Raw genomic sequence first — 19,026 nt, 5'->3', positions numbered from 1 at the left:
GGCTTCGCCCGGATCAGTGGCATTATTTCGACTGGAAACGCCGACTCGAGTATGAGTCAGTTTCCGACGTTCGAGGTGATTCCGGCCGTCGACGTCGCCGACGGCGAGGTCGTCCAGCTCGTCCAGGGCGAACGCGGCACCGAGAAACGCTACGGCGAGCCCGCCGAGGCTGCTCGGCGGTGGATCGACGCCGGCGCCGAGTCGTTGCATCTGGTCGATCTCGACGGCGCGTTCGAGGGCGAGCGCGAGAACGCTGCGGCGATCGACGCGCTCGTGGACGCCATCGACGTCCCCGTCCAGCTCGGCGGCGGCATCCGAACCGCCGAAGAGGCGATCGACCTGCTCGAGCGCGGCGTCGACCGCGTCATCCTTGGCACCGCAGCCGTCGAGAACCCGGAGATCGTCGCCGAGATCAGCGGCTCCCATCCCGGCAGCGTGGTCGTCAGCCTCGACGCGAAAGACGGCGAGGTCGTCGTCGAAGGCTGGACCGAAGGCGCCGGGATCACGCCGGTCGAGGCCGCAGCGCGCTACGCCGATCTCGGCGCCGCCGCAATCTTGTTCACGAACGTCGACGTCGAGGGGAAACTCGAGGGCGTCGCGACCGACCCCGTCCGCGAACTCGTCGAGTCGACCGAGATCCCGATCGTCGCAAGCGGCGGCGTGGCGAGCCTCGAGGACGTCCGGGCACTGCGGGAGGCGGGCGCGGCGGCGGTCGTGGTCGGCAGCGCGCTGTACGAGGGGCGATTTTCGCTCGCAGAGGCGCAGAAATCGGTTGAGGGCAACTGAGCCGCCGAAAGGTCGGTGGCCGAGAGCGCGGCTCGAGCAATACGAGAGCCGAGCGACGACGCGGCGGAAAAGTGGGTTCTAGGACCGCCAGAACGCCGGCGTGAGCAACACGAGTACCGGGATGATCTCGATGCGGCCGACCCACATCATGAGCACCATGACGGCTCGAGTCGTGACGGGGAAGCCGTGGTAGTTGTCCATCGGCCCCGCCATCCCGAACGCGGGGCCGATGTTGAGGAAGATCGACGCCGCCGCGCCAAGGGCTTCGAACTCGGAGACGCCGTTGCCGGTGCGGGCCGCGTCGACGACGATGAGGATCGTGAGGGCGAAAAAGAGGATGATCGCGAGCATCACGTAGGTGAAGATGTCGCGGACGGTGTCCTCGTCGATAACGCTCTCGCCGAGGCGGACGGGGCGCACCGCACGCGGGTGAACGGCCGTAAACAGGTTCCGGCGCAGTCCCTTGAGGATGACGAGCCAGCGAAACGACTTGATCGAACACGTCGTGCTGCCGGCCATCCCGCCGATGAACATACACAGAAAGAGCATGTGCTTGGCGCCGGGCGACCAGAGATCGAAGTTCGTCGAGGCGTATCCCGTCGTCGTCACGAGCGATACGACGTTGAACAGGCCGTGACGGATCGTCGGCTCGAGGCCCCTGTCGAAGGTCGCATCGACGTAGAGGATACCGACGACGATACCGCCGAAGACCGCGAGCACGCCGAGATAAAATCGGAACTCCTCGTTCTCGAAGGGGCGCGTGTACCCCCCCTGCGTAACGTAGTAGAGGAGGATGAAGTTGGTCGCCCCGAGAATCATAAAGGGCATCACGGCCCACTGGACGGCCGGGCTGAACGCGCCGACGCTCTCGCCCTCCGGCGAGAAGCCGGCGGTCGAGACGCTGGTGAGCGCGTGGGCGACGGCGTTGAAGAGGTCCATGTTCGGCCCGAGACCGACGAGATGCAACGCGTAGAACGTTGCGGCCGCGAGCACCGTGAGGCCGACGTACAGTCCCCAGATGAGGCGAGCTGTTTCATCGATCTGCGGTCTGAGTTTTCGAACGTTCTGCGTCTGTGTTTCCGTCTCCATCAGCTGTGCGCCCCCGACCATCAGGTTCGAGAGCAGGCCGATGGCGACGATCAGTATTCCCAGTCCACCCAGCCACTGGATGAGCTGTCGCCAGAGGAGGATCGATCGCGAGTGGGCCCCGAAGTCCTCGATGACCGTGGCCCCGGTCGTCGTGAGCCCGCTCATACTTTCGAACATGGCGTCGACCGGGTGCGCGATCGTCCCGACTCCCGCGACGACGAACGGGATCGCGCCGACAGCCGCGACGCCGAGCCAGGTGATCGCCACCATCAGAAACGCCTCGCGCTGGCCGATCTCGCGGTCCTCACTCAGGGTTTCGAGACCCAGTCCGGCGACGACGGAGACGACGATGGCGATGGCGAACGGGGCGAGGGCGTCCCCGTCGTAAACGGCGAGCGCGAGCGGCACTGCCAGCGGGACGGCGAGCCACTTCAGTACCGTCCCGGTGAGGCTACAACTCGAGCGCCAGTCGACACGAATCCTCACGAGTACCTCACACTGTCTCAGGAGAGTTGATAATGAGTTCGGAACGGAACGTGGAGGGGTCTCTGCTGGTGGAGGGCAGCGGTCGTTACTGGTTGTAGCCGTGACCGACGTAGAGGGCGACGACGTTCACACAGAGGAGCGCGAGGAACGCGAGCGTTACCGACAGCTCGCCGAGGCCGTGTGCGAGGAGGGGGACGTGCACGAACGGCAGCGCGATGGCGATCCAGAAACAACAGAACTGGAGGGGGCCTTTGAGCGAGCGAGCGAGGCGCCGTTCTCTGCGGGTGTCCGCGTCGGCGCCGGAGGGGGCGATCGATTCGTTCGAAAGCGGGGAGTGGTTGGACATGGGCGGGGCGTCTGTCATCAACGTTCACCTATCCGACCATATAGCCCCCAGAACATTGGCGTTATTTCGTACCATTTTACGAGAGTCTGTTGTGGAAAAGACATTCCGATAAACGATGAACGGTCTCGAGAAGTTTTAAAGCCGATTCTGAGGGCGTCGATTGGATTGGCGTTGAGTTCAGTTTTGTGTGAACGGGTAACGTGCCCCTGAACGGAATTTGCTTGTATCCCCGGTCCCGTCCTACCGGTATGAGCGATCGCACCGCGACGGTTACCCGCGAGACGACCGAGACGACGATCGAGTGTCGGCTCTCGGTCGACGGCAGCGGCGAGGCCGCCGTCGAGACGGGCATCGGCTTCTTCGATCACATGCTGACGGCGCTGGCTCGACACGGACTGTTCGACCTCGAGGTCGACTGCGACGGCGACCTCGAGATCGACGATCACCACACCGTCGAGGACGTCGCGATCGTCCTCGGTGAGGCGTTCGACGAGGCGCTGGGCGACCGCGCGGGGATCGTCAGGTACGCCGATCGGCGGGTTCCCCTGGACGAGGCCGTCGCTGCAGTCATCGTCGACGTGAGCGGCCGCCCCCGCTGTTACTTCGACGGCGAGTTCTCACAGGACCGGATCGGTGAGTTCACGAGCGACATGGCCAGGCACTTCGCCGAATCGCTCGCGATGAACGCCGGCCTCACGCTGCACCTCGAGGTCGACGGCGAGAACGCCCACCACGAGGTCGAGGCGCTGTTCAAGGCGCTGGCGCGCAGCCTCGACGACGCGACGCGGACCGACGAGCGACGCGAGGGAACGCCGAGTACGAAGGGAACCCTCTGAATCGGTTCAGGGGCGGCGGAGCGTGCCGTTCTCCTCGTGCAGATCCCCGCGGTCGAGGGCGTGGTCGATCACCGCATCAACCTCGCGAGCCTCGAGTTCGTAGGCGCTTCCCGCCAGGTCCTCGACGGCGGCGCGCTACATCGGCTCCGCGCGGTTTCGAAGCAGGCGGATGACTGCCCCGTAGCCCTCCGGCTTTCGCTCCGGCGCGTCGGCTTCCTCGGTTCCGGTGCCCGACGGACCGGGGCGCACGTCACCGTCATCAGCCGACTGCTCGTTCCCGATCGGTTCGGACGCGACGTCCGAGCTATCGGACGGGCCGGTCGCTCCCTCCCGATCGGCAGTCGCAGCCGCCTCGTCGGGGGCGGCTGTCGAGCCACCGCCGTCGCGCAGGCGGGCGATAAGCGGCTCGAGGACCCCCTCGAGTCGACTCCGACAGCCCGCACAGAGGAGGAGACGGCGCTGTTCGGCGTCGGTCGGCTCGAGGTCGGCGGGGACGATCTCGAACGCCCCGACGGCGTCGGACTCACAGAAATCACAGCGATCGACGGCGTGCATACCCCCCGTCTCTCGCTCGAGGGTGAAAAACCCGACTCCCGGGCGATTGCACGAGCCAGTGGAAAAACCGGTTTCGGCCGTCGACCACCGAACGTTATATCGCGGCGGTCGTATGGTCGGCCAACGAATGTTCGACGAGATCATGGAGAAGTTCGAGGGGTCGCCGAGCCAGCAGGCGGTCATCCGACTGCTGCTCGAGCGGGGGTTCTCGGTCAACGACGAGGGTCGCGTCGTCTCCGGCGGGATCGAGATTCCGAACACGGGGATCGCCCGCGAGATCGACGTCGACCGCCGCGTCGTCGACTCGACGACCGACGTCATTCTCGAGGACGAGGAACTCAGACGGATCTTCCAGAACATCTCGCAGGTGCCGAGCCTGATGGATCTGGCCCCGGTGCTCGATCTCACGGTTATCGCGATTGAGGTCGACGACGCCGACCAGAAGGGGATCGTCGCCGCCGTCACCGGGTTGCTCGCCGATCACGACGTCTCGATCCGCCAGACGATCAGCGAGGACCCCGAGTTCACCGACGAACCGCGGCTCTACCTCGTCACCGACCAGGATCTACCCGGAGAGCTGATAACCGGCCTGCGAGACCTCGAGTTCGTCCGCAAGATCGAACTGCAGTGAGCGCCCGTGAGTAACGAGACGTACCGGACCGTCGCCGAGGCCGCCACCGCGAGTTTCGTCGTCCGGGGATCGGAGTTCATCGGTCACGTCCGACCCGTCGACGCCGTCGCGGACGCGGAGTCGTTTATCGAAACCGTACGCGAGGAGTACGCCGACGCCACGCACAACGTCCCCGCCTACCGCGTGCGAGCCGACGGCGGCGAACTGCTCCGGGAGTACTCGAGCGACGACGGCGAGCCCTCCGGATCGGCGGGGAAACCCGCGCTGAACGTACTCCAGCAGCGCGAAATCGAGAACGTCGCGGTCGTCGTCACCCGTTACTACGGCGGGACGAACCTCGGCGTCGGCGGCCTCGTCCGGGCCTACTCGCGGGCGGTGAAAGAGGCTGTCGACGAGGCCGGCGTCGTCGAAGAACGACCTCACGAGACGGTGTCGATCACGGTCGAGTACGACGATTCGGGCACTGCCCGAGGAATCCTCGAGAGCGAGGGTTACGAGTTCGAAGCCGACTACGAAGCCGACGTCACCTTTCGGGTTCGAGTGCCCCTGGTCGAAAGCGAGGCGCTCCGGGATCGACTCCGCAGCGCGACGAGCGGGCGAGTGGACCTCGACTAGCGAAGCACCGGCCCCGAGTGGACGCGTTCGACGGCCGAGAGGACTGCCTCGGAGTCCTCGAGTTCGTCGGCGTCGAAGCTGACGTCGAATGGGCCGCGGTCGAAGACGAGCTGGCCGTCGCGCAGCCGGACATGGTCGACCTCGTCCCACGGAACGAGTGCTGCAGTATACGGCCGTTTCTTCACGAGGCCGATTTCGTGGATCTGAAGTTCGCAGACGTCCCGCGAAGCGATCGGCCACCGGCCTTCGAAGACCGCTCCTGCGATCCAGAGGAAGACGAAACTCGACCACCAGACGGCGGAGAGCCAGTTACCGTTCAGGACGCTCCCGACCGCGAGAACGAGCCCGAGACCGACGAGCAGGAGATCGAGTGTGAGCGACCCCGGCGGCGTCCACCGGTACGTCTCGAGGGGGTCGCCGGTGCGTTCGACCGCGTCGCGGGTTCGGGCCTGCGCCGCGAGGGAGAAGCCCGCCAGGACGACCGCTACCGTGGCGGCGAGTGCGACCGGGCGGACCTCCGAACCGAGCGCGGCGGTGCCGTAGGACCCCAGGAACGCTCCGGCGAACGCCGCCGCTGGAAGCGAAACCGCGATCCGACGACGACGGCTGCGACCGAGTCGCTTCGGAAGGCCGTCGGCGACGCTCGAGAGCGCGAGACCGACGAGTGTGCCGATCACGCCGGTGGCGACCGCCACCGCGGCCAACTCGAATGCGGTCGGACTCGAGAGTGCAACGAGTGCCGTCGCCGCGCTCGCGGCGAGGAGGACGGCGAGGTAGAGGCCGACGGCGAGCCGAAATGCGGCGTCGGAACCCACGGAATCCGATTCCGGTCGCGAATTCGCAGTCGTCACTGCCCGAAAGCACAACCGGTCGTGGTAAAGTTCTAACGTCCGCCGCGACGGCTCAAGCGTCGCCCGGTGTGGGGCTCGAGGGGTCCTCGACGTCGGCGGCCTGGCTCGTCGCCCGCTGGCGGTTGAGCAGCGAGAACGTGACGAGCATCACGAGCCCGAGCAGGCGAAGCGGCGCGGTGATCGAGAACAGCAGGAGCGCCGACGGGATGCCGAACAGGAGCAGGATGCCCTCGAGGATCAGCAGGGGAATCTCGGGCACCATCAGCAGGATGGACGCGATCGAAAACAGCACTCGCTCGAGGCCGTTGACCTGCGAGTACTGGTAGCCGATGATGGTGACGCCGAGGGCGTAGACGCCGAGGAACATGCCGATAACCGGAATTACGACGTCGGGAACGAAGAAGCCGAGATCGGTGACGTCCGCCCAGCCGATGATCCACCAGTTGTCCAGCGATTCAACGCGAATCAGAAGGATTCCTGGCGAGAAGACGAACGCGAACGGCACGAGCACCTTGTTCAGCGACAGCAGGAAGGCGATGATCGCCGTCTGCATCTCCTGGGCCTTGGCGACGCCGGCACCCGCGAACGCGGCGACGGCCACCGGCGGCGTCACGTCGGCCATCAGCCCCCAGTAGAGGACGAACAGGTGGGCGGCGAGGACGAGGACGCCGGCCTCGACCAGCGGCGCCTCGAGCATCGCAACCAGGATGATGTACATCGCCGTCGTCGGCATCCCCATCCCGAAGATGATCGCGGCGACGCCGGTCAGGGTGAGCAGGACCAGCATCGACTCGCCGCTGACGCTGCTGATGAGCGCGGCCAGGTTCGGTCCGAGCCCGGAAACGCTGATGACCCCCGGCACGACGCCGGCAGCGGCGACGGCGACGACGACAGTGGTTGCGGTGCGCGCCCCGGAGTCCATCGACTTGAGCACGAAGGTGCCGAATCGGTAAGCGTTGTTGCTCGCCAGCGACGGTCGATCGAGCTTTTCGGCGCCCTCCTCGGCGGCGTCGTCGACCGTGGAGTCGAAGTCGAGCAGCGGCGCCTCACCGTGGGGCTGGAGCAGGATGAACGCGGCGCTCACGAGGATCACGATGACGCCGAGATCGGATACCGCGGCCGCCACCGCTTCACTGAGCGGCAGCGCCGCGGCGGCCGTCTCGAGGCCCGCCGCCACCTGCAGGGCGTCGACGAGTCCGGCGCCGACGGTCGCGTACGCTGCGGCCTGGGCGACGAAGACCGCCAGAATCGTCGCGAACAGCGGAACCCGCGTCCGCTCGTTGTAGGCGGCGACCGCCGCCAACAGGGCGATGACGGCGACGATGGTGAGCCAGCCGGCGCGGTTGATCGAGAATCGGGCGATGATGAGGTAGTACAGCAGGAGGATAATGGGGATCAGATAGAACCAGCCGCTGCGCAGGGCGCTCCCGACGTTCGGCAGCTCCGCGCGGGGGAGGCCGCCGATGCCACCCCTGACCGCCTCGAAGTGGACCATCACCCACATGCCGAAGAAGAAGGCGATAGCAGGGAGCGTGGCGGCGATGATCACGTCCGCGTAGGGGGTCCCCGTGAACTCGACGATGAGGAACGCCGCCGCACCCATCACGGGCGGGAGCATCTGACCGCCAGAGGAGGACGACGACTCGACGGCGCCGGAGAACTCCGGCGAGTAGCCCGAGCGCTTCATCAGCGGGATCGTGAACGCCCCGGTCGTCACCGTGTTGGCGATCGAGGAGCCGGAGAGCATCCCCATGAAGCCGCTCGAGACCACGCTCGCCTTCGCGGGGCCGCCCTCGCGGGTGCCGGTCGCGGCGTAGGCGAGGTCGATGAACCACTTGCCGGCGCCGCTCATCTCGAGGAACGCCCCGAACAGGATGAAGATGTAGATGAAGCGGACGCTGACGGAGACGGGCTGGCTGTGAACCCCCGCTTCGACGGTGTACCAGAGGTTGTACATGATGTTCCCCCAGGTATCCGGCTGGATCGTCAGCGCGCCGATCGGGGAGTCACGGGGGATGACGTACCCCCAGCGGGCGTAGACGATGAAGAGTCCGACGAGCGAGGCGAGCAGGATACCGAGGGCTCGCCGGGTCGCCTCGAGGACGAGCAGCATCCCGAGGATCGCGAGCAGGAACGCGGCGGAGGTGTCGGCAAGCGGGGCGCCCGCCGCCGCGAGCGCGCCGCCGATGTCGTAGCCGGTCGCCCGCTCGATTAGATCGAACGGGGGAAACACCTCGTAGATCGACTGCGTCCCGTCGAATCGGTGGACTGCGATGGATCGAATCTCGTCGTACTGGGTGACGATGTAGTAGGCGGGCCAGGTCGAGAGCAGCGCCAGGAGGACGTCGATCGGCGCGATCCGGTTCATGTTCGGGTCGACCACCGCCCAGCGCGCGGTGGCGGCGGTACGGGTCGTCGCTCGAGTCAGCGGATGTTCGTCGCCGAATCGTGTCTTGACCGCCGGTTCGACCCGTCCGAGCCGGCGGGCGAGGAATCCCCGGCCGCGACTCGCCGGAAACAGCATGAACGCGAGCACCAGCGCGAACGCGACGTGGATCGCGTTCACCTGTAGCTGCTGAAGCGCGACGATTCGAAAATCACCCACCTCGAAGACGTATCCACGGGCGGCGATCCACATCTGGAACGCCGAAAATGAGATCGCGATCGCGATGACGATGGCGGCGGCGACCCCCCGGTGGGTCCGTCGGCGCTCGACCTCCTCCATCAGCTGTTGCTGTTCTTCCTCGCTCAGACTGTCGTCTCCGGGCTCGATGCTCATCGCTCAGGCACCCCTCGTCGCAGACGGTTGGTCATCGTACATCGGTCAGTGTCGATCGTGGTTCGGCGGGCCCCGTCGGTTCGAATCGACCGGTCGACCGGACCGGCGGTCCGGGCGGCGTGCTGGTGGGTCGCGACGAGTCGCCCCGCGAGCGCGTCCCCGACGCGGCGGTCGGTCAGAGACAGCACGACGCTCCCGTCGGCGACCGCGACCAGGTCGTACCGGTCGCCCTCGACGACGAGTTCGTGGCCGGCGATCTCGCCGGGAACGACGAACAGTTCCTCGTGGCTTCCGGATCCCTCCGCGACGTACCCCTCCTCGGTTCGCGTGACGTTCGTCGGCAGTCCCGCGCCGAAGGAGTGAAACACTGACTTCACCGCCCGAAGCTCGAGGCCGTCGACGGCGTACACGTCCTCGACCGGCGTCTTCTCGACGCTGTGGGTGTAGGCGAGCGTCACTTCCTCGCCGTCGTCGACGGGAACCTCGAGCAACCGCTCGCCGGAGGCGGCGTCGGCGACGACGAGCGTCCGGTCGGCCGTCGCCGCCGAAATCGTCACAGCGGACGCTCCGAACAGCGCGAGCACGGACGCGGCGAGTCGTCGTCTGGTCAGTCTCACGGTGGTCAGTCGGTGGTCAGCGCGGGTACTCGATGACGGCTCGAGGCGGTTCCGTCAGTCCTCTCCATCGCCGAAGTACGCCTCCGCCCCCGGATGGAGATCGATCGGCATCCCGTCCTGGGCGCTCTCGACGTCGATGAACTCCGCCTGGGTGGTGAACTGGTCGGTGTTGTCGAAGATCGCCGTCGTGACGTCCTCGACGATTCCCTCGTCCAGCCCCTCGTGGGTGGCGATCATCGCCTGGACGGAGACCGTCTCGACGTCCTCGTCGACCCCGTCGTAGGTGCCGCCCGGGATCGTATCCTCCGCCAGCCACTCCGCCTCGTTCATCAGATCTTCCCGGAGGTCGCCCGACACCTCGACGAACGCGATGTCCTGGTTCACCGCCAGATCCTCGATCGCCCCCAGCGGCCACCCGCCGACGGTCACGGCGGCGTCGACGTCGCCGTCGCCGATCTGGTCGGCCGCCGTCCCGAAGTCCGTGTTCTGCTCGTCGTAGTCCTCGATTCCCGCGCTCTCGAGGATCTGCAGGGCGTTGACCTGGGTGCCGCTGCCGAGGTCGCCCGTATTGATCGAGGCGCCCTCGAGGTCCTCGACGGATTCGATACCCGAGTCGGCCTGGGTGACGATGTGGATCGTCTCGGGGTAGAGCGAGGCGACGCCCCGAAGGTTTTCGACGGGTTCGCCCTCGAACTCCTCGATGCCGGTGCCGTTGAACGCGAAGTAGGCGATGTCGTTCTGGATCAGCGCGAAGTCGGCCTCCTCGCGGCCGAGGCTGCCGACGTTCTCGACGCTCGCGCCGGTCGACTGCACCTGAATCCCGTGGGGCGAGTGCTCCTCGACGATGGACTTGACGTCACCCGACAGCGGGTAGTACGTCCCCTCCGTACCGCCCGCGTGCCAGGAGAGTACCTCGCCACCCTCGTCAGGGTCGGCCTCGCCGAAGTCATCCTCCTCGCCGTTTTCGTCCTCGGCAGCGTCGTCGTCTCCCTCGTCGCCGTCGTCGGCAGCGTCGTCGTCCTCGGTAGCGTCCTCTCCGATGCAACCGGCGAGCGAGCCTACTCCAGCAACCCCGGCGACTGTGACGAACCGTCGCCGGTTAATGTGTCGAACCATACCACTAATCGGTGAGGCTCGACAATACATTTTTTCACCGGAATGTAGAAATTAACTTCCGTAGGAGTTTCACTACCACTGACTCGTCAGTGCAACTATCGGAAACCGGTCGGCGGTCGCTCGCCCCGGCAACAGACTACTCGTCCGCGTCGGTTTCCGCCTCCTCAGCGTCGTCCGCGTCCGTTTCTTCGTCGTCGGTGTCCGCCTCGTCGGTTCCGTTCGCGTCGATGCCCGCCGCGTCGAAGTACGCCTCGGCACCCGGATGGAGTTCGATCGACATCGCCTCGAGGGCGGTGTCCTGACTGATGAACTCCGCCTGGGTGGTGAAGTCGTCGGTGTTGTCGAACATCGCTCCCGTGACCTCCTCGATGAGTGCGTCGTCCATCGCCTCGTGGGTGGCGAGCATCGCCTGGACGGAGACCGTCTCGACGTCCTCCTCGACCCCGTCGTAGGTGCCGCCGGGGATCGTGTCCTCCGCCAGCCACTCGGCGTCTCCGAGCAACTGGTCGCGAAGGTCGCCGGTGACCTCGACGAACGCGATGTCCTGAGTCGTCGCCAGGTCCTCGATCGCGCCCAGCGGCCACCCGCCGACGGTGATCGCGGCGTCGACGTCGCCGTCGCCGATCTGGTCGGCCGCCGTCCCGAAGTCCGTGTTCTGCTCGTCGAAGTTCTCGATGCCGGCCGTCTCGAGGATCTGCAGGGCGTTGACCTGGGTACCGCTGCCGAGGTCGCCCGTATTGACCGACGCCCCGTCGAGATCTTCCACCGATTCGATGCCTGAGTCGGCCTGCGTGACGATGTGGATCGTCTCGGGGTAGAGCGACGCGATGCCCCGAAGGTTCTCGACCGGTTGGCCCTCGAACTCTTCGATACCGGTGCCGTTGAACGCGAAGAACGCGATGTCGTTCTGTATCAGCGCGAGTTGCGCTTCCTCGCGGGCGAGACTGCCGACGTTCTCGACGCTCGCGCCGGTCGACTGCACCTGGATCCCGTGGGGTGTCTGGTCTTCGACGATCCGCTTCATGTCGCCAGCGAGGGGGTAGTAGGTCCCTTCGGTCCCGCCCGCGTGCAACGCAAGGACCTCCCCGCCCTCTTCGGGTTCCGGTTCCTCTTCGACCTCGTCGTCCTGTAGGGTTCCCATAAGCGCAACGCTGCCCGCCGCCCCGATCATGCCGACGAACCGCCGTCGGTTGAGAGTGTCTCTCATACTGTCACAGTCGACAGCGACGGACATATAATCAATTCCTGAAGGGGTTAAAATTAATCGACTCGAGACAGTCGCACCGAACGACTGTTCACGCGATCCGACCGGTAGGCCTACGAATCGAAATGTATAATCCGTGGTAGAGGCTGACAGCAGCCATGCAGACGATCGAAGCCGCCGACTACCACGACATCGTCCAGGTCGAAGACCCACAGCTCTCCCCGACGGGTGAGCGCGTCGCGTTCGTCAGGAAGGTCCCTGACGACGACGAGAGCTACGAGGCGACGGTCTACGTCGTCCCGCTCGGCGGCGACGAGCCGACGCAGTTCACCGTGAGCGAAGGCGTCGATAGCCAGCCCCGCTGGCGTCCCGACGGGAGCGCGCTCGCGTTCGTCAGCACCCGCGGGGCCGACGACGACCGCCCGCAGCTGTGGTACCTCCCCGCCGGCGGCGGCGAGGCGCGCCAGCTCACCCAGGTCGCGGGCGGGATTTCGGGCCTCGAGTGGAGCCCCGACGGCTCGCGAGTGCTCTTTACCCAGGGGTCGACCGCCGAGGACCGCGAGGAGGGCCGCGACCTCGCGGTCGACGCCGACTACGAACCCGAGACGCCTGACCCGCGCGTGATCGACCGGATGGTCTATCGGGCCGCCCAGCGCTACGCCGACGGCAAGCGCAACCACGTCTACGTGCTCGACGTCGAGGCGGCGCTAGCGGGCGAGGACGCCGAGGATGCCCTCGAGCGGCTTACCGACGGCGACGTCGACCACCTCGGCGCGACCTGGGGCGACGACGACACGGTCTACTACACCACGAAACACGGCGAGGAGCCCGACGACTCCATCGTCCACGACGTCCACGCACACGACCTCGAGAGCGGCGACGTCGAGGCGGTGACGCAGACAACGGGCTACCCCGCGCTGGCCGCCACCGAGGACGACCGCGTCGCCTACACCTACACCCCCGAGGAGGGCTTTACGCTCCGTCAGACCGAGGTCGTCGTCCACGACCGGGCGAGCGGCGAGGAGGTCACACTCACCGAAAATCTCGACCGAACACTGGGGTACGGCGCCGGCCTCGAGTGGGGCCCCGACGAGGAACTGCTCTACTTCGCGACGCCCGACGAGGGCTCCGTGGTGCTCTGGGAGGCCCCCGGCGACGCCAGCGAGGAGCCGGCGACGGTGTACGGCGACGGCGTCACGCTTGAGGGTTTTTCCGTTGGCGAGGATGCCATCGCCTACGCCCAGAGCGAGTGGGACCACCCCGGCGACGTCTTCGTCTCCACGCGCGGGGGCAACGAGGTCACCCGACTCACCCGTGTCAACGACGAGTACCTCACGGATCGGGCGGTGTCGGAGCCCGAGGAGTTGTGGTACGAGAGCGAGCAGGGGCCGGTCCAGGGCTGGGTGCTCACGCCGCCCGATTTCGACCCCGAGGAAACCTATCCGCTGGTCGTCGAGATCCACGGCGGCCCCCACGCCCAATGGACCACCTCAGGGACGATGTGGCACGAGTTCCAGAGCCTCGCCGCGAGCGGCTACGTCGTGTTCTGGTCGAACCCACGGGGATCGACCGGCTACGGCGAGGACCACGCGAGCGCCATCGAGCGCGACTGGGGAGAGGTCACCCTTACCGACGTGCTCGCCGGCGTCGAGGAGGTCTGTGAACGCGAGTACGTCAACGAGGACGAGCAGTACGTGACGGGAGGAAGCTTCGGCGGCTTCATGACCGCCTGGACGGTCGGCCAGACCGACCGGTTCCGGGCCGCCGTCTCCCAGCGCGGCGTCTACGACTTCACCAGCTTCTACGGCTCGACGGACGCGTTCAAGCTGATCGAGGGCGACTACGGCGTCACCCCCTGGGAGGACCCCGAGTTCCTCTGGGAGCAGTCGCCGGTCGCGCACGTCCCGAACGTGACGACCCCCACGCTGGTGCTTCACTCCGACGACGACTTCCGCACCCCGGCGAACACCGCCGAACTGTACTACCTCGGGCTGAAGAAACACGGCGTCGACACCCGACTCGTCCGCTACCCCCGCGAGGGCCACGAACTCTCCCGCTCGGGCGAACCCGCCCACGTCGTCGACCGCATCGAACGAATTCAGCGGTGGTTCGACGGCTACTCCACCTACAGCGACGACCCGTCGGCGCTCGAGCGCGGGCGCAACGACGGACTCACCGCGGGCGAGGCAGACGAAGACGACGAATAGCGACGACGACGCGGTCCTCGAGTCGGCCACAGGGGTGCGGTTCCGGTGGAGACGCATCGAACAACAACCGCTCTGTCGGACGGTTTCGAGCGGAAACCAACGGGTTCGTGAGCTCGAGCGGAAACAGGCGGGGAGAAGGACACGCCGCCGAGAGAACAGTAGCTAACTGCCTCGAGCCCCATCACGAGCTATGGAGCGAAACGTCGGCGGTCTCGATCGACTGGCTCGTCTCGTCGTCGGACTCGCACTGCTCGTCGTCGGCTACCGGCACCGGAGGCGGCTGGGCGGCACGGTCGCCTTTATCGCCGGCAGCGACGTGCTCGCGAGCGGCGTGCTCGGCCGGTGTCCGATGAACGCACTGCTCGGAATCGACACCTGCGGGGAGTCCTGACCGATCGGCCCGGAGTGTACGGTGACGACCGGTTCGGCCGAGAGCTACGACCGAGTCGAATACAGGGGTTTGAGGGGTGTCGAAGAGCGCTCGAGGACGGGTGGACAGTCGACGGCTACGTCGTTCGGAACGCGCGATCGCCCGCATCCCCCAGACCGGGGACGATGAACCCGTCGTCGTCGAGGTAGTCGTCGATCGACACCGTCAGCAGGTCGACTTCGGGAAACTCTTCGCCCACGCGGAGCAGTCCGTCCGGGGCAGAGACCGCAGAGAGGACGATCATGTGCTCGGGCTCCGGTGAGTTCTCGATGACGTGCTCGAGGACCGTACACATCGTACTCCCCGTCGCGAGCATCGGATCGGCGACGATCACGGTGTCCTCCTCGCGGATCTCGGGGAGTTTCACGTAGTCGACCGTGATGGGGAATTTGCCGTCCGCGTCGCGGCCCGCTTCCTCGTCGCGGCTGGCGCTGATAACGCCCTGTCTGGCCCGCGGGAACGCCTTGAGCAGCCCCTCGACGAACGGCGTCGCCGCCCGCAACACGTTGATGATCACCACGTCGTCGAGCCCCTTGACGCGTTCGCCCATCGTGGCCTCGAGGGGCGTCTCGATCTCGACGTACTCGGTATCCATCCGCCCGTCGATGATCTCGTAGCCACAGATCCGGCCGAGTTTGACGAGCCCCTTTCGAAAGCCCACCTGCTCGGTTTCGACGTCTCGCAGCCGCGAGAGGGTGTCCTTCGCCAGTGCGTGGGTGACGAGGTAGGCCTCGTCCCTGTCTTCGATCGGCATCTCGTCTGCATTCGGTACCGCCGGGGAGTATAAGGTATCGGTCCGAGAATCACCGCTAATGCGAACGGTAACGGTTTCGCGGTTCGTCCGGACACAGCCGGCGATGCTCGAGCGCTACCTCACCCCAGACGCGCTCGTCGAGTACGAGGGAACCTTCACTGTCAGAGAGATCGACGAGCGCGACGGTGAGTGGGTGGTCGACGTCGTCGCCCGGGGACTCGAGACGGTGCTCCGGTTCGAACGTCTCGAGAACGGGTTCTATTACGAACAGGAGCGAGGAGGGCCGCTCGAGACGCTGGAAACGACGCTCACGTACGACCAGGAGAACGAGGGTGTTCGTCTCACCGCCGTCTCGATGGTCGAGATGGGTGTGCCGCCGGCAGCGGTGACCGACCGCGTCGCCGCCTGGAAACGACGGGGGGAACTCGAGCGGACGCTCGACGGCCTCGCCGCCGCCGTCGAGTAACTAGCGAACGACGACGTGGGTGACGGTTATCAACAGGACGGTCAGAATCGCGAACCGCGTCCAGCTGAACGCCGCGACGTCTGCCAGATCCGCCAGTCCCAGCACTATCCAGACGAACGACGCCGAGAGGACGGCGTTCAACACGAACAGCAGCCGGGGATCACCCTTCGAGCCGGAGAGACCGTCGGAGACGGACATCGCTTCTCTCTGGAGTCGCCCGGGGAATAACTGCTTCGGCCCCGGCCCGCGGCCGCCGCGCATTCTCAGCGCAGTTCGTTATGGGCCTGGAGCTCGTGACTAGCGACGATCGAGCGATGCGCTTTCTCCTACGCAACCGCGAGGGGACGCCCGTCGACCCCGTCCCCTTTCTGGTCACCTCGCTGCTCGCGGTACCGCTACTGATCGGCTGTGGTCCGCTCTACCTGCTCGAGCTGGGCGTTCCCCTCGGTCCCGCGGTCTCCCTCTCGGTGATCCTCTGTGCGGGAGTGGGGGTCGCCGCCTACCACCGCTGCGTCCTGACCGCCCGCCCGGAACTCCGGAGCGAACTGCCGGTCGCACTCCGCGTTCGGCGCCTGCTGTACACGGTCGCGGCGACCGTCGCCCTCCTCCTCGGGGTGACCGCGGCCGTTGCAGTCGTCTAACGTACGACGAGAACGTCTCCCTCGGCCGCCGGAAACGCGTTCTCGTACGCCGACCACTCCGCGGCCATCTCCGCGTCGGTTAGCAGACAGTCGTCGAGGGCGTCGACCAGCGTCTCCTCCTCGAAACCGCGGCCGATGAACACCAGCCTGACCTCGCGGTCGCCCCACTCGGGGTCCCAGTGATCCGTCGGCCGATTGTCCCGGTAGAGTTCCCGCTCGACCTCGGGAAGTCCGGCGATCCACCGCCCCGCGGTTTCGACGCGAATCGACGACCCAGCGACGTTGAGCAGTTGCGCGGTCGACTCGCGTCCGGCCACCCAGCATCGTCCCTTCGCGCGGACGACCGCATCCGGCACGGACTCGAGGAACGACCGGAATCGCTCGGGGTGGAGCGGCCGCCCCCGGCGATAGGCGAACGAGGTGACGCCGTAGACGTCGGCGGGGTGGCGGTGGTCGTGATCCGCGTGGTCGCCGTCGCTCTCGTGGGCGTGGCTATCGAACGCCCGTTTCCAGCCCGCCGCGTCCCTGGCCTCGAGCGGGTCGAACCGACCGGTTCCGAGCACGTCGCCGGGGTCGACCGCGCCGAACGTGGTCGGAATGACCGCCACCTCCGGGCGCAGCGCCGCGACCAGCGCCTCGACGCGCTCGCGCTCGTCGGCCGACAGCCGGTCGCACTTGTTGCAGACGAGAACGTCGCAGAACTCGACCTGCTCGATCAGCAGGTCCGAGAGCGGGCGCTCCTCGTCCCCGGGCGCCGTCTCTCGCGTCGGCTCCTCGCCGGCGAAGCTGTCGTAGAAGAGGCGTCCGTCGACGACCGTTACCGTGGTATCGACTTCGTACAGTGCGGCCGCGCGCGATTCGGTCGTGAACAGGCGGGCGATCGGTGCGGGTTCGCTGATCCCCGAGGCCTCGACGACGAGATAGTCGAAGTCGCGCTCCCTGGCCAGTCGCGTCACCTCGGTCTCGAGGTCGTCCTGGCGTTCACAGCAGATACAGCCGTTCGAGAGCTCTGCCACGCCTGCCGCGGGATCGAGTTCACCGCCCGTCTGTAACAACTCGGCGTCGACGTTGATCTCGCCCATATCGTTGACGAGGACGGCGATTCGCCGCCCCTCGTTGTTCGACAGCAGGTGGTTGAGCAGCGTCGTCTTCCCCGCCCCGAGCGCCCCGCTGAGGATGGTGACCGGAATGCGGTCGGCGTCCATACGTGGGCACAACCGAGCGAGAGGACTTATAGTAGTCGACGGCTGTCGATACGTTTTTTCCCGCCCGGTTGTGTAGTGATGACACATGACGCTTGCAGAGCGGATCGCCGCCTACCGCGCCATCGTCGAGGAGTGGGCTCGCGGGCTCTACCACGGAATGATCACCCACCCGGCGTACGAGAAGATCGAGAAGGAAGCCGAGGACCTCGAGGATACGTTCATGCTCGCCTGTTTCCCCGACGCCTTCGGCATCCCGAGTCCAGTCTCTTACTACACCGCCGAACTCCTGCCGTACCTCGAAACCGAGTACGAGAACTGGGAGCGCCGAATGTGGGATCGGACCTCGCTCGTCGAGCGCAAGGGCCAGCAGTACCACTTCTGATGAGTCGGTTCGTCTTCTTCGGCGGAAAAGGCGGCGTCGGGAAAACGACCGTCTCGAGCGCCTACGCCGTCGCCGCGGCCAACGACGGTCTCGAGACGCTGCTCGTCTCGACGGATCCCGCACACAGCACGCGCGACGTCTTCGGACAGGCGTTCGACGACGAACCACAGCCCGTCGCGGACTACGGGGGGTTGTCGGTGATGGAGATCGACCCCGAGCGAGAGGTCGAAGACCACCTGCAGGAGCTCAAGCGGCAGCTCGGCTCGCAGGTGAGCGCGGCGATGGTCAACGAGATCGACATCCAGCTCGAGATGGCCCACCAGACGCCGGGTGCCTACGAGGCCGCGTTGTTCGACCGATTCGTCGAGGTGATGCAGACCGCTGAGGACTACGATCGGGTCGTCTTCGACACCTCGCCCACCGGCAGCACCCTCCGGCTGCTCTCGCTGCCGGAGCTGCTCGAGCGGTGGATCGACCGGCTGGTGTACAAACGCGAGCGAAGCATCGACCTCTTCGAGAAGGCTGCGATCGGCAACCGCGAGCCCCGGCGACTGATGGACGGCGATCCGATCCTCTCCCGCCTCAGGGAACGAAAGGAGCGCTTCGAGTTCGCCGGGAAGACCCTGCGCGAGGAGGCGACGTTCTACCTCGTGATGAATCCCGACGAACTCTCCATGCGCGAGACCGAGCGCTCCCTCGAAACGCTCGCCGAAGCAGACCTCCCCGTCGCCGGACTCGTCGTCAACCGACTCACGCCCGAACCCGAACCCGAGGAGGAGGGGCGGGGCGCCCGGTTTCTCCGTGATCGCGTCGCGACCGAGCGAGATCGCCTCGAGCGGATCGAGTCGACGCTCTCGGCGCCGGTGGTCGCGACGATCGAAACCCGCATCGAGGAGGTTCGAGGCGAGCTTCTCGAGGACGTCGCCGACGAGTTCGACGCCGCCGACTTCTCTCCCGGGGCGCCCTCCGGAACCGAGGGCCATCGATCGGGTGGCCGGTAGCCTGGTCCGTATCAGACCAGAACGACCGA

21 protein-coding genes and 1 pseudogene are annotated in these 19,026 nt (G+C 66.5%); 10 read left to right on the top strand and 12 right to left on the bottom strand.

The features are described 5' to 3' along the window. Positions 1-51: 51 nt before the first annotated feature. Positions 52-786 (top strand): 1-(5-phosphoribosyl)-5-[(5-phosphoribosylamino)methylideneamino]imidazole-4-carboxamide isomerase, encoded by a 735-nt coding sequence (hisA, locus tag AC6I6S_RS08950; RefSeq protein WP_497949579.1) that lies wholly within the window; start codon positions 52-54, stop codon positions 784-786. Positions 787-864: 78 nt separating this feature from the next. Here hisA and AC6I6S_RS08945 read toward each other — a convergent pair whose 3' ends face one another. Further along, a complete protein-coding gene (locus tag AC6I6S_RS08945; protein WP_497949578.1) occupies positions 865-2,361 on the bottom strand; it encodes a TrkH family potassium uptake protein in 1,497 nt (498 codons plus the stop codon). A gap of 85 nt (positions 2,362-2,446) precedes the next feature. Beyond that, positions 2,447-2,707: a DUF8028 family protein gene (locus tag AC6I6S_RS08940; protein WP_497949800.1), complete on the bottom strand. Its 261-nt coding sequence runs from the start codon at positions 2,705-2,707 to the stop codon at positions 2,447-2,449. 248 nt (positions 2,708-2,955) lie between these two features. Here AC6I6S_RS08940 and hisB point away from each other — a divergent pair, with 248 nt between their 5' ends. Further along, positions 2,956-3,543 (top strand): imidazoleglycerol-phosphate dehydratase HisB, encoded by a 588-nt coding sequence (gene hisB / locus AC6I6S_RS08935; protein ID WP_497949576.1) that lies wholly within the window; start codon positions 2,956-2,958, stop codon positions 3,541-3,543. A 6-nt stretch (positions 3,544-3,549) separates the two neighbouring features. Here the strand turns inward: hisB and AC6I6S_RS08930 are convergent. Together AC6I6S_RS08930 and AC6I6S_RS08925 are read right to left on the bottom strand one after the other, a co-directional pair. Beyond that, positions 3,550-3,666, bottom strand: a pseudogene (locus AC6I6S_RS08930) (hypothetical protein); the annotation flags it as partial. A gap of 12 nt (positions 3,667-3,678) precedes the next feature. Further along, positions 3,679-4,098, bottom strand: a complete 420-nt coding sequence (locus tag AC6I6S_RS08925) for a DUF8528 domain-containing protein (RefSeq protein WP_497949575.1) — start codon at positions 4,096-4,098, stop codon at positions 3,679-3,681. Between the two features lie 127 nt (positions 4,099-4,225). Between AC6I6S_RS08925 and trpY the strand changes: the two genes are divergently transcribed. Together trpY and AC6I6S_RS08915 are read left to right on the top strand one after the other, a co-directional pair. Then, positions 4,226-4,729 carry a TrpY family transcription regulator gene (trpY, locus tag AC6I6S_RS08920; protein WP_497949798.1) on the top strand — a complete coding sequence of 168 codons (504 nt, stop codon included), beginning with the start codon at positions 4,226-4,228 and terminating at the stop codon, positions 4,727-4,729. A 6-nt stretch (positions 4,730-4,735) separates the two neighbouring features. Beyond that, complete coding sequence (locus AC6I6S_RS08915; RefSeq protein WP_497949574.1) at positions 4,736-5,344, top strand: IMPACT family protein; 609 nt, start codon at positions 4,736-4,738, stop codon at positions 5,342-5,344. Here the strand turns inward: AC6I6S_RS08915 and AC6I6S_RS08910 are convergent. The 5 genes from AC6I6S_RS08910 to AC6I6S_RS08890 all read right to left on the bottom strand — a co-directional run bounded on the left by AC6I6S_RS08910 (position 5,341) and on the right by AC6I6S_RS08890 (position 11,914). Further along, on the bottom strand, positions 5,341-6,195 hold the full coding sequence (locus AC6I6S_RS08910) for a hypothetical protein (RefSeq protein WP_497949573.1): 855 nt from the start codon (positions 6,193-6,195) through the stop codon (positions 5,341-5,343). The genes AC6I6S_RS08915 and AC6I6S_RS08910 overlap by 4 nt on opposite strands. A gap of 52 nt (positions 6,196-6,247) precedes the next feature. Then, on the bottom strand, positions 6,248-8,974 hold the full coding sequence (locus tag AC6I6S_RS08905) for a TRAP transporter permease (RefSeq protein WP_497949571.1): 2,727 nt from the start codon (positions 8,972-8,974) through the stop codon (positions 6,248-6,250). After that, positions 8,971-9,591, bottom strand: coding sequence for a DUF1850 domain-containing protein (locus AC6I6S_RS08900; RefSeq protein WP_497949570.1), 621 nt, complete (start codon positions 9,589-9,591; stop codon positions 8,971-8,973). Before AC6I6S_RS08900 ends, AC6I6S_RS08905 begins: the two co-directional genes overlap by 4 nt. 54 nt (positions 9,592-9,645) lie before the next feature. Further along, positions 9,646-10,707: a TAXI family TRAP transporter solute-binding subunit gene (locus AC6I6S_RS08895; RefSeq protein ID WP_497949569.1), complete on the bottom strand. Its 1,062-nt coding sequence runs from the start codon at positions 10,705-10,707 to the stop codon at positions 9,646-9,648. 136 nt (positions 10,708-10,843) lie between these two features. Beyond that, positions 10,844-11,914: a TAXI family TRAP transporter solute-binding subunit gene (locus AC6I6S_RS08890; RefSeq protein ID WP_497949568.1), complete on the bottom strand. Its 1,071-nt coding sequence runs from the start codon at positions 11,912-11,914 to the stop codon at positions 10,844-10,846. A gap of 155 nt (positions 11,915-12,069) precedes the next feature. Between AC6I6S_RS08890 and AC6I6S_RS08885 the strand changes: the two genes are divergently transcribed. Both AC6I6S_RS08885 and AC6I6S_RS08880 read left to right on the top strand, forming a co-directional pair. Next, complete coding sequence (locus AC6I6S_RS08885) at positions 12,070-14,118, top strand: S9 family peptidase (protein WP_497949566.1); 2,049 nt, start codon at positions 12,070-12,072, stop codon at positions 14,116-14,118. Positions 14,119-14,308: 190 nt separating this feature from the next. Beyond that, complete coding sequence (locus tag AC6I6S_RS08880; protein ID WP_497949565.1) at positions 14,309-14,509, top strand: YgaP family membrane protein; 201 nt, start codon at positions 14,309-14,311, stop codon at positions 14,507-14,509. A 115-nt stretch (positions 14,510-14,624) separates the two neighbouring features. Here AC6I6S_RS08880 and upp read toward each other — a convergent pair whose 3' ends face one another. Next, positions 14,625-15,302 (bottom strand): uracil phosphoribosyltransferase, encoded by a 678-nt coding sequence (upp, locus tag AC6I6S_RS08875; RefSeq protein ID WP_497949564.1) that lies wholly within the window; start codon positions 15,300-15,302, stop codon positions 14,625-14,627. 58 nt (positions 15,303-15,360) lie between these two features. Here upp and AC6I6S_RS08870 point away from each other — a divergent pair, with 58 nt between their 5' ends. Continuing rightward, positions 15,361-15,768 (top strand): SRPBCC family protein, encoded by a 408-nt coding sequence (locus AC6I6S_RS08870; RefSeq protein WP_497949563.1) that lies wholly within the window; start codon positions 15,361-15,363, stop codon positions 15,766-15,768. Here AC6I6S_RS08870 and AC6I6S_RS08865 read toward each other — a convergent pair whose 3' ends face one another. Continuing rightward, a complete protein-coding gene (locus AC6I6S_RS08865; RefSeq protein ID WP_497949561.1) occupies positions 15,769-15,966 on the bottom strand; it encodes a DUF8107 family protein in 198 nt (65 codons plus the stop codon). It lies immediately after the preceding gene. Positions 15,967-16,046: 80 nt separating this feature from the next. Between AC6I6S_RS08865 and AC6I6S_RS08860 the strand changes: the two genes are divergently transcribed. Further along, positions 16,047-16,409: a hypothetical protein gene (locus AC6I6S_RS08860; RefSeq protein ID WP_497949560.1), complete on the top strand. Its 363-nt coding sequence runs from the start codon at positions 16,047-16,049 to the stop codon at positions 16,407-16,409. On the opposite strand, the gene AC6I6S_RS08855 is transcribed toward AC6I6S_RS08860, so the two are convergent. Continuing rightward, complete coding sequence (locus AC6I6S_RS08855; RefSeq protein ID WP_497949559.1) at positions 16,406-17,614, bottom strand: CobW family GTP-binding protein; 1,209 nt, start codon at positions 17,612-17,614, stop codon at positions 16,406-16,408. The genes AC6I6S_RS08860 and AC6I6S_RS08855 overlap by 4 nt on opposite strands. 85 nt (positions 17,615-17,699) lie before the next feature. Here AC6I6S_RS08855 and AC6I6S_RS08850 point away from each other — a divergent pair, with 85 nt between their 5' ends. Continuing rightward, a complete protein-coding gene (locus tag AC6I6S_RS08850) occupies positions 17,700-17,996 on the top strand; it encodes a DUF7990 family protein (RefSeq protein ID WP_497949558.1) in 297 nt (98 codons plus the stop codon). Continuing rightward, complete coding sequence (locus AC6I6S_RS08845) at positions 17,996-18,997, top strand: ArsA family ATPase (RefSeq protein WP_497949557.1); 1,002 nt, start codon at positions 17,996-17,998, stop codon at positions 18,995-18,997. Before AC6I6S_RS08850 ends, AC6I6S_RS08845 begins: the two co-directional genes overlap by 1 nt. Positions 18,998-19,026: the final 29 nt, after the last annotated feature.

This window comes from Natrononativus sp. DTA114 (assembly GCF_059736515.1).
The sequence above is the reverse complement of the archived record's forward strand: the minus strand, read 5'-3'. Positions and strand labels throughout refer to the sequence as shown.

Excerpts from the sequence above, each read along its gene's own strand:
- hisA (WP_497949579.1), top strand. The coding sequence starts at position 52 with ATGAGTCAGTTTCCGACGTTCGAGGTGATTCCGGCCGTCGACGTCGCC.
- AC6I6S_RS08940 (WP_497949800.1), bottom strand. The coding sequence starts at position 2,707 with ATGTCCAACCACTCCCCGCTTTCGAACGAATCGATCGCCCCCTCCGGC.
- hisB (WP_497949576.1), top strand. The coding sequence starts at position 2,956 with ATGAGCGATCGCACCGCGACGGTTACCCGCGAGACGACCGAGACGACG.
- AC6I6S_RS08925 (WP_497949575.1), bottom strand. The coding sequence starts at position 4,098 with ATGCACGCCGTCGATCGCTGTGATTTCTGTGAGTCCGACGCCGTCGGG.
- trpY (WP_497949798.1), top strand. The coding sequence starts at position 4,226 with ATGTTCGACGAGATCATGGAGAAGTTCGAGGGGTCGCCGAGCCAGCAG.
- AC6I6S_RS08905 (WP_497949571.1), bottom strand. The coding sequence starts at position 8,974 with ATGAGCATCGAGCCCGGAGACGACAGTCTGAGCGAGGAAGAACAGCAA.
- AC6I6S_RS08895 (WP_497949569.1), bottom strand. The coding sequence starts at position 10,707 with ATGGTTCGACACATTAACCGGCGACGGTTCGTCACAGTCGCCGGGGTT.
- AC6I6S_RS08890 (WP_497949568.1), bottom strand. The coding sequence starts at position 11,914 with ATGAGAGACACTCTCAACCGACGGCGGTTCGTCGGCATGATCGGGGCG.
- AC6I6S_RS08885 (WP_497949566.1), top strand. The coding sequence starts at position 12,070 with ATGCAGACGATCGAAGCCGCCGACTACCACGACATCGTCCAGGTCGAA.
- AC6I6S_RS08880 (WP_497949565.1), top strand. The coding sequence starts at position 14,309 with ATGGAGCGAAACGTCGGCGGTCTCGATCGACTGGCTCGTCTCGTCGTC.
- upp (WP_497949564.1), bottom strand. The coding sequence starts at position 15,302 with ATGCCGATCGAAGACAGGGACGAGGCCTACCTCGTCACCCACGCACTG.
- AC6I6S_RS08870 (WP_497949563.1), top strand. The coding sequence starts at position 15,361 with ATGCGAACGGTAACGGTTTCGCGGTTCGTCCGGACACAGCCGGCGATG.
- AC6I6S_RS08865 (WP_497949561.1), bottom strand. The coding sequence starts at position 15,966 with ATGTCCGTCTCCGACGGTCTCTCCGGCTCGAAGGGTGATCCCCGGCTG.
- AC6I6S_RS08860 (WP_497949560.1), top strand. The coding sequence starts at position 16,047 with ATGGGCCTGGAGCTCGTGACTAGCGACGATCGAGCGATGCGCTTTCTC.
- AC6I6S_RS08855 (WP_497949559.1), bottom strand. The coding sequence starts at position 17,614 with ATGGACGCCGACCGCATTCCGGTCACCATCCTCAGCGGGGCGCTCGGG.
- AC6I6S_RS08850 (WP_497949558.1), top strand. The coding sequence starts at position 17,700 with ATGACGCTTGCAGAGCGGATCGCCGCCTACCGCGCCATCGTCGAGGAG.
- AC6I6S_RS08845 (WP_497949557.1), top strand. The coding sequence starts at position 17,996 with ATGAGTCGGTTCGTCTTCTTCGGCGGAAAAGGCGGCGTCGGGAAAACG.